Origin of the sequence: Sporomusa sp. (genome assembly GCF_035561155.1) — a bacterium.
GTDB lineage: Bacteria > Bacillota > Negativicutes > Sporomusales > Sporomusaceae > Sporomusa.
In genome coordinates, this window is sequence record NZ_DATMYD010000081.1 from 22,322 (window position 1) to 36,741 (window position 14,420).

The 14,420-nt window shown below is 46.6% G+C and carries 17 protein-coding genes; 13 read left to right on the top strand and 4 right to left on the bottom strand.

Going from position 1 to position 14,420, the window contains the following annotated elements; all coding sequences use genetic code 11:
• Positions 1 to 3: 3 nt before the first annotated feature.
• Positions 4 to 1,164 carry a DNA polymerase IV gene (gene dinB / locus VN447_RS10555; protein ID WP_325525314.1) on the bottom strand — a complete coding sequence of 387 codons (1,161 nt, stop codon included), beginning with the start codon at positions 1,162 to 1,164 and terminating at the stop codon, positions 4 to 6.
• 223 nt (positions 1,165 to 1,387) lie between these two features.
• Between dinB and VN447_RS10560 the strand changes: the two genes are divergently transcribed.
• Positions 1,388 to 1,720, top strand: coding sequence for a hypothetical protein (locus VN447_RS10560; RefSeq protein ID WP_325525315.1), 333 nt, complete (start codon positions 1,388 to 1,390; stop codon positions 1,718 to 1,720).
• 46 nt (positions 1,721 to 1,766) lie between these two features.
• Here the strand turns inward: VN447_RS10560 and VN447_RS10565 are convergent, their stop codons facing one another.
• Both VN447_RS10565 and VN447_RS10570 read right to left on the bottom strand, forming a co-directional pair.
• Complete coding sequence (locus VN447_RS10565) at positions 1,767 to 2,525, bottom strand: hypothetical protein (RefSeq protein WP_325525316.1); 759 nt, start codon at positions 2,523 to 2,525, stop codon at positions 1,767 to 1,769.
• An 82-nt stretch (positions 2,526 to 2,607) separates the two neighbouring features.
• On the bottom strand, positions 2,608 to 3,573 hold the full coding sequence (locus VN447_RS10570) for a 3'-5' exoribonuclease YhaM family protein (RefSeq protein WP_325525317.1): 966 nt from the start codon (positions 3,571 to 3,573) through the stop codon (positions 2,608 to 2,610).
• Positions 3,574 to 3,799: 226 nt separating this feature from the next.
• On the opposite strand from VN447_RS10570, the gene phnD reads away from it, so the two are divergent.
• From phnD to VN447_RS10600, 6 genes are all read left to right on the top strand, one after another.
• Positions 3,800 to 4,720, top strand: a complete 921-nt coding sequence (phnD, locus tag VN447_RS10575; protein WP_325525318.1) for a phosphate/phosphite/phosphonate ABC transporter substrate-binding protein — start codon at positions 3,800 to 3,802, stop codon at positions 4,718 to 4,720.
• Positions 4,717 to 6,150, top strand: a complete 1,434-nt coding sequence (locus VN447_RS10580; RefSeq protein ID WP_325525319.1) for a HAMP domain-containing sensor histidine kinase — start codon at positions 4,717 to 4,719, stop codon at positions 6,148 to 6,150. Before phnD ends, VN447_RS10580 begins: the two co-directional genes overlap by 4 nt.
• Entirely contained in the window at positions 6,140 to 6,796 is a 657-nt protein-coding gene (locus VN447_RS10585) for a response regulator transcription factor (protein ID WP_325525320.1), read from the top strand. Before VN447_RS10580 ends, VN447_RS10585 begins: the two co-directional genes overlap by 11 nt.
• Positions 6,797 to 6,974: 178 nt before the next feature.
• Positions 6,975 to 8,009 (top strand): ABC transporter substrate-binding protein, encoded by a 1,035-nt coding sequence (locus tag VN447_RS10590; protein WP_325525321.1) that lies wholly within the window; start codon positions 6,975 to 6,977, stop codon positions 8,007 to 8,009.
• Between the two features lie 75 nt (positions 8,010 to 8,084).
• Positions 8,085 to 9,764, top strand: coding sequence for an iron ABC transporter permease (locus VN447_RS10595; RefSeq protein WP_325525322.1), 1,680 nt, complete (start codon positions 8,085 to 8,087; stop codon positions 9,762 to 9,764).
• Between the two features lie 42 nt (positions 9,765 to 9,806).
• Positions 9,807 to 10,883 carry an ABC transporter ATP-binding protein gene (locus tag VN447_RS10600; RefSeq protein ID WP_325525323.1) on the top strand — a complete coding sequence of 359 codons (1,077 nt, stop codon included), beginning with the start codon at positions 9,807 to 9,809 and terminating at the stop codon, positions 10,881 to 10,883.
• 467 nt (positions 10,884 to 11,350) lie between these two features.
• Here the strand turns inward: VN447_RS10600 and VN447_RS10605 are convergent, their stop codons facing one another.
• On the bottom strand, positions 11,351 to 11,983 hold the full coding sequence (locus VN447_RS10605) for a nitroreductase family protein (protein ID WP_325525324.1): 633 nt from the start codon (positions 11,981 to 11,983) through the stop codon (positions 11,351 to 11,353).
• 145 nt (positions 11,984 to 12,128) lie between these two features.
• Here VN447_RS10605 and VN447_RS10610 point away from each other — a divergent pair, with 145 nt between their 5' ends.
• The 6 genes from VN447_RS10610 to VN447_RS10635 all read left to right on the top strand — a co-directional run bounded on the left by VN447_RS10610 (position 12,129) and on the right by VN447_RS10635 (position 14,139).
• Positions 12,129 to 12,356, top strand: coding sequence for a hypothetical protein (locus tag VN447_RS10610; protein WP_325525325.1), 228 nt, complete (start codon positions 12,129 to 12,131; stop codon positions 12,354 to 12,356).
• A 72-nt stretch (positions 12,357 to 12,428) separates the two neighbouring features.
• Positions 12,429 to 12,581 carry a hypothetical protein gene (locus VN447_RS10615; RefSeq protein WP_325525326.1) on the top strand — a complete coding sequence of 51 codons (153 nt, stop codon included), beginning with the start codon at positions 12,429 to 12,431 and terminating at the stop codon, positions 12,579 to 12,581.
• Positions 12,582 to 12,938: 357 nt separating this feature from the next.
• A complete protein-coding gene (locus VN447_RS10620; RefSeq protein WP_325525327.1) occupies positions 12,939 to 13,076 on the top strand; it encodes a hypothetical protein in 138 nt (45 codons plus the stop codon).
• Between the two features lie 93 nt (positions 13,077 to 13,169).
• The gene (locus tag VN447_RS10625; protein WP_325525328.1) at positions 13,170 to 13,304 is read left to right on the top strand and encodes a hypothetical protein; all 135 of its coding nucleotides are present in this window, start codon (positions 13,170 to 13,172) and stop codon (positions 13,302 to 13,304) included.
• A gap of 190 nt (positions 13,305 to 13,494) precedes the next feature.
• Positions 13,495 to 13,734, top strand: coding sequence for a zinc ribbon domain-containing protein (locus VN447_RS10630; RefSeq protein WP_325525329.1), 240 nt, complete (start codon positions 13,495 to 13,497; stop codon positions 13,732 to 13,734).
• Between the two features lie 54 nt (positions 13,735 to 13,788).
• Positions 13,789 to 14,139 carry a DUF898 family protein gene (locus tag VN447_RS10635; protein ID WP_325525330.1) on the top strand — a complete coding sequence of 117 codons (351 nt, stop codon included), beginning with the start codon at positions 13,789 to 13,791 and terminating at the stop codon, positions 14,137 to 14,139.
• The last annotated feature ends 281 nt before the right edge of the window (positions 14,140 to 14,420 follow it).

The following is a 14,420-nucleotide window of genomic DNA, read 5'->3' on the forward strand; positions in this document are numbered from 1 at the left end:
CGGCTACCGCTGGCGCGCAATCAGCGCTCCACCCCGGGTGACAGCCCCTTCACCAAACCGTTCCTTCAAGTTATCGACTGCTTTTGCAACAGCCTGGTTTTTTTCATCCCCCTGATCAAACAGAGACATTTGTCCGCCGGAGGTCACAAACCCGCTAACTGTTACACCAAGCAGCCGCACGCCTTCATTTAGAGCAACATTCGCAAGCGTTTCCTCGGCGATGCGGTAAATTGTTTCATCAAGATTAGCAGCTACCGCCAGTGTCCGGCTGCGGGTAATGGTTCGAAACGAGCCGAACCGTACCTTGACAGTGATTGTTCGCCCACTCAGCCCCTGGCGCCTAAGCCGCCAGCCTACTTTCTCGACAAGCGTCCACAACTGGGCCTTAAGTTCTTCCCGATCATGTATATCTTCGGCAAAGGTATTCTCTTTGCCAATTGACTTAGGTTGCCAGTCAGTGATTACCGGACGGTCATCCTGGCCGTTAGCGAGCTGATGAATGATATAACCCAACTGACCACAATGCTTAGCTAATTTTTCCGGGTCAGCTTTGGCAACCTGACCGATGGTTTTAAGTCCCAATTTGTCAAGCGTCTGGGCGGTAGACTGCCCTACGCCCCATAACCGGGTAACTGGAATGTCTGCTAGTACATGGTCCACCTGCTCCGGGTGGATAACCATCAATCCGTCCGGTTTTTTCATATCTGAGGCCAGCTTGGCTAAAAATTTATTGGGGGCTACCCCGGCTGAGGCTGTAAGGTCAAGCTCAGTTTTGATGCGCTCCTTAATCCTAACGGCAATATCGACCGGATTGGCAAACAGTCCCTCCATACCAGTAACATCCAGGAAGGCTTCATCTAACGATAACGGCTCAACCATCGGTGAAAAGTCAGTAAATATATTTAAGATTTCTTGTGAAACTTTGCTATACTTTTTATGGTTAGGCGGCAAAAAAATACCCTGAGGACAGCGCCTCCTAGCCTCAACGGACGACATAGCCGACCGGACACCAAACTTACGGGCTTCATAGGAGGCTGTGGATACAACGCCGCGCGTCCCAGTACCGCCAATAATGACCGGGCAGCCGCGCAGTTCGGGGTTGTCCCGCTGCTCAACAGCGGCATAAAAAGCATCCATATCAACATGAATAATCCAGCGCTGCATGAGTCACCTCGCACTAAGAGCAGTTTAGAACACATGTTCTATCTAATTATACACTAAGATTGCTCCTGAATCAACACAATGTTTGGCTTAACCAGTCTACTACTGGTGCCGATCATCCTGCTTCCGGCTCCCAGCAATTCAATTCCAGATTTTAGGACGAAAGTCTCTTTGCATTCATACATGCATCTGCTAAACTAATGATTATAGAAAGGAGGAGTTGCGCATGAAAACAAGCCTGCTCTGTTTCGCTCTTATTCTTTTGCTGGCTCAGACGGTATCGGCGGAGATAGCACCGATTATTTGGTCTGAATCGATTCGTAATACACCAAAACCGACGAAAGAGCTGATCAATCTTGATAATCATATGATTTTAAAGTCAGATCGCAGCCTCTCCATTAACCTGTCTGACCATTCGCCGATAAAATCGATTGACCTGCGTCTGGATGATAACGACTATTTGCACTTAAATAAGAAAGATTTCCTTTTCAATATCCAATTTTCAGATAAAATTGCACGGGTTATTGATATCCCGTTTGGCGAGCATAAATTTAATTAAGCAAAAGAAGTCCCAAGCGCTAGCGCATCAGGACTTCTTTTTTTGTTCAATGACCAAAATATCTTAATGTCTTGTCAAGGATATGAGCCAGCATATCTTCTCCAGGCATTTGGTTAACATTAACAAGTTCTAAATCAAAGGTGATGTTATCTAGTTTGATAAACGGCACCAATTCATGATTGGTTTGCAAAAACACAGGCTCAGCAAAGGTATGCACTATCGTCTTCCCGCCGGCACCGGCTTCGTCCCGCCCTTTGCCATAGCGGTCAAAGATGCCTTGCACCGAATCCATGCAATTGCCGCTCTCATCATAGATAAAGGTATATTTAGGATTTGCATTCATTTGGATAGGATCATCACCCAGGCCTGCCTGTTCTTTGGCCTCTTTAACCCAGGCTTTGTCCACGTTAATTTGGACATTGCCGACAACAGGCTCCCAAACGTCCTCAGCAATCGGCGCAATGAGTTCATAGAGAATAATTCCGGCGTTTGCCGCCATATCCTTAATATCTTTCTTGTATACCGGCTGGGTCACAATGACTCCCATGACCTGCCCAGGTATATCTCTGACAATTCGTAAGAAGGTAAATAGTTCACCCAGGCCTACCTGTTCTTTGGCCTGAATGATTGTTTTATAGGTAATATCACCATCGGTAAATTCCCAGTACACATCGGCTTCATGGGTAGCCGTCTTGCCTTCAATCACGGCGTTGTACTGAGCTTTGATGGTTTGAACGGCAGCTTCGCCGGCAATGGCTTCATATATGTCACGAACAGCCTGCTGATAGAGATTTTGGGTTGTCAATATAACACCACCATACTTATTAATTGCGCACTATATATTTTACCGCCATTTAGGCATAAATACAAACTTTTCTGCCTAATTCTTAAGTCCACTCCTCGCTTGGTCTATATATTTCACGCCTTAAGGTGTAACTCCGATTAAAACCGCCCGGTAATGCCCGGTCTTCTTCCCGGATAAATTGTTCAGTTTTGGCACTTAAGTTATCCAGATAATGCAATATCTCAGCTTCAAGCAGCATCGGCTCCACAGGGCTTCCCCATTCAGCCTGCCCATGATGTGAGTAGATACAGTGTTTTAGGACTAAGCAGAGCTCCTCCTCCACACCAATTTCCCGGCACGCCTGCTCAACCATTTCCATACCCAAATAGATATGCCGCAAGAGTTTCCCCTCTTTTGTAAAGCCAACCGGCATCCCCAAGGCATCGACTTCAATCTCCCGCACCTTACCGATATCGTGAACCAAGGCTGCTGCCAATAATATATCCCTATTGATCCTGCTATTTCGAGCGCAATAGTCCAGTGCGGTTTCAGCAACCTCCACAGTATGCTGAAGTAGTCCCCCGATACAGGCATGGTGATTCTTTACGGCACCAGGGTGACGCTTAAATTTTTCCGCAAACGATTTGTCTACAACAAAGATGTATTCAAGCATTTGTTTTAAGGATTTACATTCCACACCAGTGATGATTGCAGTTAACTCCTCATACAGCTGCTCAATATCCTGTGATGCCATCATGCCCAATTGTTTTAGAGCTTCGTCAATCTCCTGGCGAGAGGGTACGGAAACACTATCGATAATTAGCTGCGGGGCCTCCTTAAAGTGATCAAGAGTGGCTTCCACGCGCAGTACAAAGTTTTGTTGAAAAGTCATGACTGACTCGCTTGATATATCCCAATACTTAGCGGGAACATCAAAGCTATGGTCGCTAATGAAACAATCTCCGTAGGTCTTGCCGTTTTTTGCTGTCTTAACCTCAAAGCGCGAGATGCGATATATCCCCGCCAAGCGGGACCCTTTAGGATTCTTGACCAGTTCCCCAAGCTTCATAGAAATTCTCCTCCACCAGTAGTCTATTGTCTGGCCTTAAGCACGGACAGAAAATATCATTAAAGATTCTGCCGATGATAGGCAAACTCCTGTCAGAGTAATGAGTAAATCTGCACAAACATCGAATTCCTCGTATGTAACTGCCACCTGGAATGCTTTCTATTTACTTTTTTCGATACATAATATATTCTCAATTTAGAACGTTCAGACAGCAAGGGTTGATTGCATGAACAAAACCTCACTCTTTTGGCTTGCAGGCTTACTTGTGGCAGGCTTTATTACATTAATGCTTTTGAATCACACACCGCTGCCCTACATAAGTTTTTCCGTTATTGAAAACGAGCCTGCTTTCGCCAGCGCACAAAGTACACCGCCGTTACGGCTGGCCGTATCATCAATACTATCGCCACGCGACTCGATCCACCATTACCGGAAAATTGCCGATTGCCTGGCTGCCGAAATAAACACACCTGTTATCTTAATTCAACGGCCAACTTATTCAGAAGTATGCTCGCTCTTAATCAACGGCGGCGCTGATATTGCCTTTCTTTCTACCGGCACGTTTACTCTTTACGCAGACCATGAAGAGATCGAACCGCTGGTTATGCAGCAGCGCCAAGGCTCACTTTATTATGAAGCTTATCTCATTGTCCCCCGCGGCAGTGCCGCCAAAGCGCTGACAGATTTGCACGGTAAAACCTTCGCCTTTTGTGACCCGCTCAGCTACTCAGGTTATCTTGCCGTGGTGCATGCACTCCGGCAGCAAAACCAGACACCAGAAGGCTTTTTTGGGCACTACTTTTACACCTACAACCATGGTAAATCCTTGTCAGCCGTCGCCAATCGGGTTGTTGACGGTGCGGTTATTGATAGCCTGGTCTACCATCATGCCATTCAAAAAAATCCCGAAATTGCCGATGCCATTCGAGTCATATCCGTACTGGGGAAAGCCGGCACCGGCCCTATTGTTGTACGAAAAAACCTGGACTCTGAGCGAAAGCGTTTGATAAAACACACTCTGCTTTCAATGCATACAAACAGTCAGGCCCAGGAAGCCTTGGCAGGCATCATGATTGAACGGTTTGTCCCCTTTAATGCCTCGCTATTTCCTGTAGCCCCCGGCGTTACGGCAGGTGGCAGCCTATGAAGCAGCTAGACAATTTATCAATCTACACGAAATTTTTCGTGGTTTTGCTTTCCATGTTACTGGCGCTCAGCCTGTTCTTCGGTTTTATTATGTGGGATAACACAGATAAAAGCCTGGGAGAACAGCTTGACAAGCACGGACTGGAGCTGGCCGCCAACCTGGCATCCCTGGGAACAAACCATATCTTATTAGGAAACTCCTATAGCCTGTTTGAACTCATTAACGAAACCCATAAACACAACCAGGATGTACGCTATATTTATATCACAGACCACCAGAACCGCCTGTTAGCCCATACCTTTGTTACCGGCTTCCCGAAGGGCCTCCTTGACATCAATCGCGGCAAAACCGATGTTCCCTACTCGATCGTCCGCATGAACACTGATGAAGAGGTTATTCGTGATATTACGCTGCCTGTGGAAAACGGCATGATTGGATTTGTTCATGTGGGCATGACCGAGAAAGCCATGCGCGAGCAATTGACTGCCCTGATAAAGCGAATGTTTTTCATTACCCTCGCAGTATGTATTGCCGCTGCGGTTGCATCTGCCAGTATGGCCAAGTCCATTACCCAGCCGTTGCGTCAATTGTCCGGCTATACGGATCAACTACGCCAAGGTGCTCTGGATATTAATATCGCTGTCGGCGGCTCTGACGAGGTAGGCCGGCTGGGGCTTGCTTTCCGGCAAATGGCCGAGAGTTTGAGTAAGACCAGCAAGGAACGCAACCTGCTTATTGAGGAGCTTAAGGAGAAGGAACAGTTAAGAAAAATCTTACTCAATAAAGTCATCACCGCCCAGGAAGACGAACGCAAACGGATCTCCCGTGAACTGCACGATGAAGCAGGCCAGTCTCTCACGTCACTGATCGTATCCTTAAGAATCCTGGCCGACCGGGCCGCCGACCCGGCAGAAAAAGAGATTTTGCTGGGGGCGCGCGAACTGGCAGCCTGCACATTAAAGGATATCCGCACCCTGGCTGTCGATCTTCGGCCTCCGGCTATCGACGACTTGGGATTAGTCCCGGCGCTGACCAAGTATGCGAATGACTTCCATAAAAGATATTCAATTGCTGTCGATTTTTCCGTTACAGTAAACGATGGCCGAATCCACAGCCAAACAGCCACCGCCTTATACCGGATTATGCAGGAAAGCCTGACCAATGTCGTTAAACACGCGGGTGCCAAACACATAGCCATCAACCTCGAAGTAAACACCAAACATATTGTGCTCTCAGTGACTGATGATGGCCAAGGCTTCAAGCAAAGCACAATTGATCAGGCCCGCCAGGAAAACCGCCTGGGGCTTTATGGCATGATGGAGCGCGCTGAGCTCTTAGGCGGCACTGTAGAATATGCGTCAGTGCCAGGACAAGGCACCACCATCAGAGTAATCGTTCCCAATCCCGAGGAGGCGTATCATGGCAGCTAAAAATATTAAAGTAGTCCTTGCCGACGACCATGCGTTGCTCCGGACAGGTCTTAAAATGCTTTTGGAAAGCCGCCCGGAACTCACCGTTATCGGTACAGCCAGTAATGGCTACGATACATTAAAAATTCTGGAACAGACCGCAGCTGATATCCTGGTACTCGATCTTTCGATGCCTGGCATGGATGGGATGGAATGCATCAGGGAAATTAAAAGCCGGGGCATCAAAGTACGCGTCATTGTTCTTACTATGCATGAAGATGAAAACTATATGAAAGAGGTCATGAAAGCCGGCGCTCTGGCTTATGTGCCAAAGAGCTCAGTTGACACCGAAATTTTTGCAGCTATCGAGGCTGTTGTTCAGGGCAAAATTTATCTCAATCCAGATAACACACAGCTCTTGCTAGGCTCGCTCTTTAACCCTGAACGGCCACCTGTCGAAGATGATCCTTATCAGATTCTTAGCTCGCGCGAAAGAGAAGTGCTGAAACTACTGGCGTACGGGCATTCAATCACCGAAATCTCGGTCAAGTTAGCACTCAGTGTAAAAACCATCGAAACCTATAAAGCCAGGCTCATGGAAAAGCTTAGATTTACCAGGCGGAGTGAGCTTGTCAGCTATGCTTTAAAACATCGCCTGCTATGCTAAAATCCGCCTAGCAGGTTTTCTTTTTTCTTGTCAATTAAGTCGGAAAAATTCCGACAGGAAAAGTACAGCTCTCCTGACAGCCAAACCCGCTATAGCCCTGATACACAATCTGTCCGATAAATGCAATAATTAAGAAAATAGGACTCTCACGCGGGGATGTCCATAAGGGAGGAATATCATGTCAAAGGCAATCCGTATGATCGCGGTACTGCTTACCCTCATGCTTGTCGCCGGGTTATTCGCCGGCTGCGGCAGCAGCAAAGAAACGGCAAAAGAACAGCCTAAAAAGCTAACCTTATACTGTGGCCTCATGGAAGACCATATGATCAAAACCATCCAGGAGTTTGAGAAAGACACCGGTATCAAAGTAGATGCTGTTCGCATGAGTTCCGGCGAGATCATGGGCCGGATTAAAGCCGAAAAGAACAATCCCAAGGCCTCAGTATGGTGGGGCGGTCCGGCTGACGGCTTCATCCAAGCAAAGGAAGACGGCATGCTGGAAAAATACGTTTCCCCCAACGCCGCCAAGATCCCAGATCAGTTTAAAGACAAAGAAGGCTACTGGACAGGAATCTATGTCGGTTATCTCGGCTTTTCCTCTAACCAGAAGCTACTTGCTGAAAAGGGCGTCGCCGCCCCCAAAGCCTGGCAAGATCTGCTAAAACCTGAATTCAAAGGCCAAGTAGTTGTTGCCAACCCGGGTTCTTCCGGCACAGCGTACACCATGCTGGCCACCATGGTCCAACTGATGGGTGAAGAAAAGGGCCTGGCCTACATGAAACAGCTTAACGGTCAAGTCAAGACCTATCCCAAATCGGGTACGGCTCCCGGACGCATGGCCGGCCAGGGTGAAGCCATAGTAGGCATCACCTTCCTGCATGACGCGATCAAATACCGTGAAGAAGGCATGAAAGACCTCATTCTCACAGCCCCTGCCGAAGGCACAGGCTATGAAATCGGCGCTGTCGCCATGCTCAAAGGCGGCCCCGATCAGGAAGCCGCCAAGATTTTTATCGACTGGGCGCTGACCAAAAAAGCGCAGGAAATGGGTGCACAAACAGGCTCCTATCAGTTCCTGACCAACTCCGAAGCCCAGCCACCAAAACAAGCTGCTGAAATTAAAGACACTAAACTCATCAAATATGATCTTGATTGGGCTGGCAAGAACCGCAATGCCCTTGTAGAGAAATGGAATAACGCAGTTAAACAATAATTTTTGAAGGTATATTATCCGGCGGAGTAACTCTTAACGGGCTGCTCCGCCAATCTTATAAGCGGAGGCAAAACTATGGGCCTGGTTAGAGGCAGCCTTGACGACACAAAAAAGATTTTTCAGGATCCTATCCTGCTTACCACCATCATCCTTGTTTTAATTTCACTTGTTCTATTCATCATCTGGCCCATCTATAACGTACTATTAGAAAGCTTCCTTTCAAAAACTGACACCATTACCCTGCAGTACTATGGCGAAGCCTTTAAGCAGCAAGACAACATCCGGGTGCTGAAAAACACACTGGAGGTAGGCCTGGTAGTCAGCTTTTTCGCCACTCTCATCGGGTTTCTGTTTGCTTACGCAGATTCGTTCCTTAAAATGCGCTTTAAAAAACTTTTTAGCATACTAGCGATTCTACCGATTGTTTCGCCGCCTTTTGCCTTATCTATGGCCTTCATTATGCTGTTTGGGCAGCGCGGCTTCATCACCTATTCACTCCTTGGGATCAAAGACGCCAATGTCTATGGCTTTGTCGGTCTGGCGGTAGTGCAGACACTGACCTTTTTCCCCATAGCCTACCTGGTACTTGTCGGTTTGCTAAAGCAAATCGACCCCTCCTATGAAGAAGCCGCCCGCAACATGGGCGCCTCACGCTGGCAGGTGTTTAGAACGGTAGTGCTACCGCTCGTTACCCCGGGTATTGCCAACAGCTTCCTCCTAGTATTCATCCAGACAGTGGCCGACTTTGGCAACGCGATGGTCATCGGCGGTAACTATACTACGCTGGCAACCAAAATCTATCTACAAGCCATGGGCAATTATGATATCAAGGGTGGCACAGCGTTGGCGACGATTCTCCTGACCTTATCGATCATCATGTTTGTTATCCAGAAGTACTGGGTTGGCGGCAAGTCCTACGTAACCGTGACAGGCAAACCCTCCCGGCAGCGCGACTATATTGATGACCCGGTGATTATCTGGGCCGTTGGCCTTCCCTGCATGCTGATCAGTCTCTTCATCGTCATCTTGTATATCCTTATTCCCTTCGGTTCGTTTGTCAACCTCTGGGGCATTGACTATACACCAACCCTCAAGCATTATAGCTATGTACTGTCACTGGGCCTTAAGCCCATTATTGATACCACCTATCTATCGCTGATATCGATGCCGATCACGGGCGTGCTGGGCATGGTAATCGCGTTTCTCATCACCCGGAAAAAGTTTATTGGCCGGGGCTTCATGGAGTTTGCTTCCATGCTGTCCATGGCTGTGCCTGGCACAGTTGTCGGTATCGGCTATGTGCTGGCCTACAATACCCCGCCCCTGGTGCTTACAGGCACCGCAACCATCATTGTCCTGTCCTTCCTGTTCAGAAATATGCCTGTCGGTATCCGCGCCGGTGTAGCTTCACTCCAGCAGATCGACCCGGCTATCGAGGAAGCCGCCCAGGACTTAGGCGCAAATTCCTTTAAAGTATTTACCTCTGTTACGATTCCGTTAATCAAGGCGGCTTTTTTCAGCGGCCTGCTTTACAGCTTTGTCCGGAGCATGACAGCTGTCAGCGCCGTAGTATTTTTAGTCTCAGCCAGCTACAACCTCTTAACGGTCGCCATCATGTCGCAGGTTGACGTTGGCCGCCTCGGCGTTGCTGCAGCCTATTCGACAGTGCTCATTGCTATCGTGCTTGTGGTAACAGGCATTCTTAAAATGGCCCTCGGCCGCATGGGGGTTGAAATCAATGCCTTCCGCGAATAAGACTCCGGTATATTTTTTACTGCTATATAAGAAGGTGATACAATGATTAATTCTAAAAGCGTTCATGTCACAAATCTGGAGAAAATCTACGAAGGCCAAAACAACAAACAGATTGTCGCCGTCAACAAAGTATCGCTTGCCATCCTGCCTGGCGAATTTGTCACTCTCCTTGGCCCGTCAGGCTGCGGTAAAACAACCATCTTGCGGATGATTGCCGGCTTTGAGAAACCTACCGGCGGTGATATCTACATCGGCAAAGAAAAGGTAACTTCACTCACCCCTGACAAACGCGATACCTCGATGGTATTTCAAAGTTACGCCCTGTTCCCCCATCTCAGCGTTTTTGAAAACATCGCCTATGGCCTAAAAATCAAAAAACTGCCAGCGGCAGTCATTAATGAAAAGGTTATGGCTATTCTCGACCTGGTTGGACTGGCCGGCATGGAGGGACGAAATCCCAACCAGCTGTCCGGTGGTCAGCAGCAGCGAGTGGCCTTGGCCCGCTCACTGGTCATGGAACCTGGCGTTCTCCTCTTTGATGAACCGCTCTCCAACCTTGATGCCAAGCTCAGAATTCACATGCGTTCAGAAATCCGAAAAATCCAACAAAAAGTAGGGATCACCAGCATCTACGTTACCCATGACCAGGCGGAAGCTATGAGCATGTCTGACCGCGTAATCGTTATGAACAAAGGCAATATTGAGCAAATCGGCACACCCAGCGAAATCTACAACAAACCCTCCAGCCAGTTTGTTGCCGATTTTATCGGCCTGGCCAATATCTTAGACGCCGAGGTTGTTGCGGTCTCGCCCGGCACAGCTACAGTAAAATGCCTGGACGCATTGTTTTCAGTCAGCACCGACCTTGTTCTGGAACCCGGCAAACGGGTAAAAGCCGTCTTTAGACCTGAATCCGTGTCCCTGTCAGACACCGGCAAAATCCCGGCCAAAGTCGAGTCATCTGTCTTTATGGGCGCTTACCAGGATTATAAAATAGCCATCGGCACCCAGCATTGTATCATTCTCGAATATAATCCCATGCACAAAAAGATATTTTCACCAGGCGATAACGTTTTTTTAAACCTTAATGAGCACAGCTTACATCTGGTGGACGCATAAAAAATTGACCCCGGAAAATATCGTCAGCCATCAGTCTGGCGCAAGTTCTTGAATAATCATCAGCTAAATTACGCATTTATATATTAGGGAAATATTATCCCGATAACGTTATTAAGGGGGTTATGCAATGGGCGGGAGAACTCTCGATCAGTTTCGTAGCCTGCAACGGGCTAAATCTAAAGGCTCGCAATCAACTCAGCAAACATCTAAAACTGCTGATGATTATCAACCAAAACACACTAAGCCTAACCAAAACCCTGAAGAGGACTAGCCATTACCCTGTATCGCAGCTTCCAGCCTCCTTCTGAACAAAATGGACCTCCGCTCATAACCGGAGGTCCATTTTTTTTGTCCTGTTAGAAGTATAACTTTCCGCCTGGATAAGGGCAACATTACCCAAAGGGCACAGGCGGCTTTTCCGCTTTCGCCAAGGCTCGGCGCAAGCCGTGTTTTCTTTACAGTTAAATTTAAAATTCCTTTACAATCTTGTCATAGGTAAAACGCGTTTCACGAGGATAGAGCGATTTGGTCTGGTCAAAATAACCGAGGCAAATCAGCATAGTGATTATCTTGTTCTCAGGCAACTCAAAAATGGCCCGCAGCTTGGGCTCATCAAAACCGATCATGGGGTGAGAATCAACACCATAGTACTTAGCTGAATACATAATACTCATCGCTAACAGGGCACTATTACTGGCAGCAAACGCCACTTTTTGATCATTAGTAGCAAATAAAACATTCTCGGCATAGCCTATCGAGCCGTCTACCGCTTCCGGAGTAACATGACCTAACCGGAGTTTCTCATCCCAAATAGGATTATCCCGCTTGTAGCCGTGTTTGTCCCCAATAACCGCTAAAAGTACCGGTGCCTCAAGTACCTTGGGCTGCTTGCAGGCAGTATTGTAGATTTCTTCACGTTTTTCCTTTGACTTTACCGCTATAATTTGCCACGGTTGAACATTAAAACAGGACGGCGCAAGCACCGCAAGATTAATAATCTCCTTTAATGTCTGGTCCTCAATTGATTTTCCAGCATCAAAAAAATTGACCGAGCGCCTTGCTTCGGCGACTTCCTTGAAATCAGGCTTTTTATCTGACATGATATCCCTCCTGCTAAATAGATTACTCCTGTATTATGGACAATTCTTCCTAAATAATTAAAATCCTCCTCTGTATATTTTTTTATTCATTCACCTTTGGCAGCCATTGCTAATACAATATACCAGTAAATATAAGGGGGGTATTATGTTGGCTTCTTATGATAAAATTGTAAAACATATTGTGGAAAAATTTCAGGCAGCCTTGTCTCCGCTTGAGCAAGTGACAAAGAACCAAGAAATCATTATTGCACAAAATATACAGATGATTGAGTTACTGGCAAAGATGAGTAATAGCCGTGAACCCGGTCTCGTTCAAGAAGACGTCATTAGCAGTGAAACAGCTTCTGAGCAAGCTGTTCCAGAAGAAGCTTAAAGGTTTTTATCGCCGCTCCATACTAATGGTAAAATCCCAAAAATAGGACACACTAACACCGGAGGTGGTAGTGTGTATTCTACTGAAACTGATTCCCAAAAACCAGACTTTGCCGAAGATTTTGAAGTAATACTACCGGTAAAGCAGGCGAATGGTCCCTGGGAATACGAACAACCGCTCAAGTCCCGGCCAAAAGTGTTTGAAGATAATCATCTGGCAGAATGACAGGCGGGTAAAACCGCCTTTTTTTCCGTTTGTCATCAACCTCTGGATAAAATAACAGTAGCCGCTCTATTTAAGCGGCTACCAGGTCCTGCTTTACTTAAAGATTGCAGAAATCGAATTGCAAATCGTATAAATTGTTAGCAGTGCCGTAAAAATTACAATTGGATGATTGCGGAATCGAATCAAAACTAGAGATCACCTCACATTGTTTTTGCTCCTTCATACTATTCCCATATTCTCAGTATGCTAAACAAAAATTCGTGCATGACTAACAATTTATGGGCCACCCTTTTCATTCATTATTTGACAGTTATTAAATTAATATATGTGGACACCATAATTATCGGAGGTGATTCTATGAGAAAGAACAACCGTAAAAATGAGCAGTGCTGTAATGAAAAGGATCAGAAGAACCTTGAGTTCGCTCGTGAGATCGCTAACGTTAACGAGTGTCGTAATGAAAAAGATTGCGGCGGCGGTTGCGGCAAACGGTAATCTCCTCTCGTAATTCATACTCCTTTTTGTAAACGGCGGCTCTATGTCGCCGTTTGAAAATTATCAGACAGCGCTATAGGGGAGGTAGATCGTATGAAGTCCTCTGGTAGTTATGGAGAAAAGTTCTATTATAAGCTGCCCCATACCAGCAAAGCGAATAAGCAAAAAACCTCTCCCCCTGTACCGGCTATAGATATCTATGCAAAACAGGAGCAACAATTCAAATAGGTAAAGCTCCCTGATATGCACTCGTTGAAAAATTCAACGGGTGCTTTTCTATTCTTTCGCTGCCTTTGGACAATAGCTCCAGATAGAAACTTACACCTGCTCTTATTGCCAAATGGAGATATCAGACGTAAAATGTAAATTAATGGTGGCAAAAAAACATACCCGGTATGTATGAAAGAAAGGAGCAGTTATGATCACATGTATTTACTGTGGCTACGAATGCCCAGACAACGCTCATATATGCCCTAATTGCGGTAAGCCAATTATTAAAGAATCCATGCATAAGCAGCCGACGTTTGACGATATTAAGGAATCACTTCGCCGGGAAAAAGCTGGCGTTAAACAAGAAGAACCTCGTTCGCAGACACCACTCATCATGGCCGCTTGCGTGGTTTTACTGATAGCCTTAGCCATTTATAAGTATTTGTAAGAGGATTGAAATGCCGGGGAAGACGTAGAACATTAATATACCGGAGGGGTTATTATGTCAAAAACCTTTGAGTTCCGTGGTACCGGGTTTGGTTATCTCTGGTTAGTAATATGGACTTCATTCGTATCAGTAGTTACCCTGGGGCTATTTTTTCCGTGGGCTTATTCTGCACAACAACGATGGATTGCAGATAACACATTCGTAAATGGCAGGCAGTTAGTATTCACTGGCACCGGAATTCAATTTCTAGGACACTGGCTTCTGATTATGATATTAACCTTTATTACTATCGGGCTCTATGTCCCTTGGGCCTATTGCCAGTTAAAACGCTGGGAGACCGAGAATACTTATTTTGCCGATGAGGTGACTACTCAGAATAGCTACCCAACAGTTATCAATCGATAATTTTTGAGCGGCGTATGCCCTTTTTCTTTCTTATTCTGTAGATATGATAACCGGGCTCCGGGGTACGGCCATCTTTACCAAGCTCAAGATCAGTATTTCCCGTGGCACTGTTTACAATAGGATTAGACCCCTGGCTTTTGCGAGGCCACTGAAGAACTTGTGGTTTTGACGGAGCAAAGCTTAAAAAGTACGAAACAGAAGACGACCCTTGTTCCCAATTTTGGGGTGAGGGTCGTCTTTTACCATTTAGGAAACCTTTATAACTTGTCTTCTACCTTATC

Excerpts from the sequence above, each read along its gene's own strand:
- dinB (WP_325525314.1), bottom strand. The coding sequence starts at position 1,164 with ATGCAGCGCTGGATTATTCATGTTGATATGGATGCTTTTTATGCCGCT.
- VN447_RS10560 (WP_325525315.1), top strand. The coding sequence starts at position 1,388 with ATGAAAACAAGCCTGCTCTGTTTCGCTCTTATTCTTTTGCTGGCTCAG.
- VN447_RS10570 (WP_325525317.1), bottom strand. The coding sequence starts at position 3,573 with ATGAAGCTTGGGGAACTGGTCAAGAATCCTAAAGGGTCCCGCTTGGCG.
- phnD (WP_325525318.1), top strand. The coding sequence starts at position 3,800 with ATGAACAAAACCTCACTCTTTTGGCTTGCAGGCTTACTTGTGGCAGGC.
- VN447_RS10580 (WP_325525319.1), top strand. The coding sequence starts at position 4,717 with ATGAAGCAGCTAGACAATTTATCAATCTACACGAAATTTTTCGTGGTT.
- VN447_RS10585 (WP_325525320.1), top strand. The coding sequence starts at position 6,140 with ATGGCAGCTAAAAATATTAAAGTAGTCCTTGCCGACGACCATGCGTTG.
- VN447_RS10590 (WP_325525321.1), top strand. The coding sequence starts at position 6,975 with ATGTCAAAGGCAATCCGTATGATCGCGGTACTGCTTACCCTCATGCTT.
- VN447_RS10595 (WP_325525322.1), top strand. The coding sequence starts at position 8,085 with ATGGGCCTGGTTAGAGGCAGCCTTGACGACACAAAAAAGATTTTTCAG.
- VN447_RS10600 (WP_325525323.1), top strand. The coding sequence starts at position 9,807 with ATGATTAATTCTAAAAGCGTTCATGTCACAAATCTGGAGAAAATCTAC.
- VN447_RS10605 (WP_325525324.1), bottom strand. The coding sequence starts at position 11,983 with ATGTCAGATAAAAAGCCTGATTTCAAGGAAGTCGCCGAAGCAAGGCGC.
- VN447_RS10610 (WP_325525325.1), top strand. The coding sequence starts at position 12,129 with ATGTTGGCTTCTTATGATAAAATTGTAAAACATATTGTGGAAAAATTT.
- VN447_RS10620 (WP_325525327.1), top strand. The coding sequence starts at position 12,939 with ATGAGAAAGAACAACCGTAAAAATGAGCAGTGCTGTAATGAAAAGGAT.
- VN447_RS10625 (WP_325525328.1), top strand. The coding sequence starts at position 13,170 with ATGAAGTCCTCTGGTAGTTATGGAGAAAAGTTCTATTATAAGCTGCCC.
- VN447_RS10630 (WP_325525329.1), top strand. The coding sequence starts at position 13,495 with ATGATCACATGTATTTACTGTGGCTACGAATGCCCAGACAACGCTCAT.
- VN447_RS10635 (WP_325525330.1), top strand. The coding sequence starts at position 13,789 with ATGTCAAAAACCTTTGAGTTCCGTGGTACCGGGTTTGGTTATCTCTGG.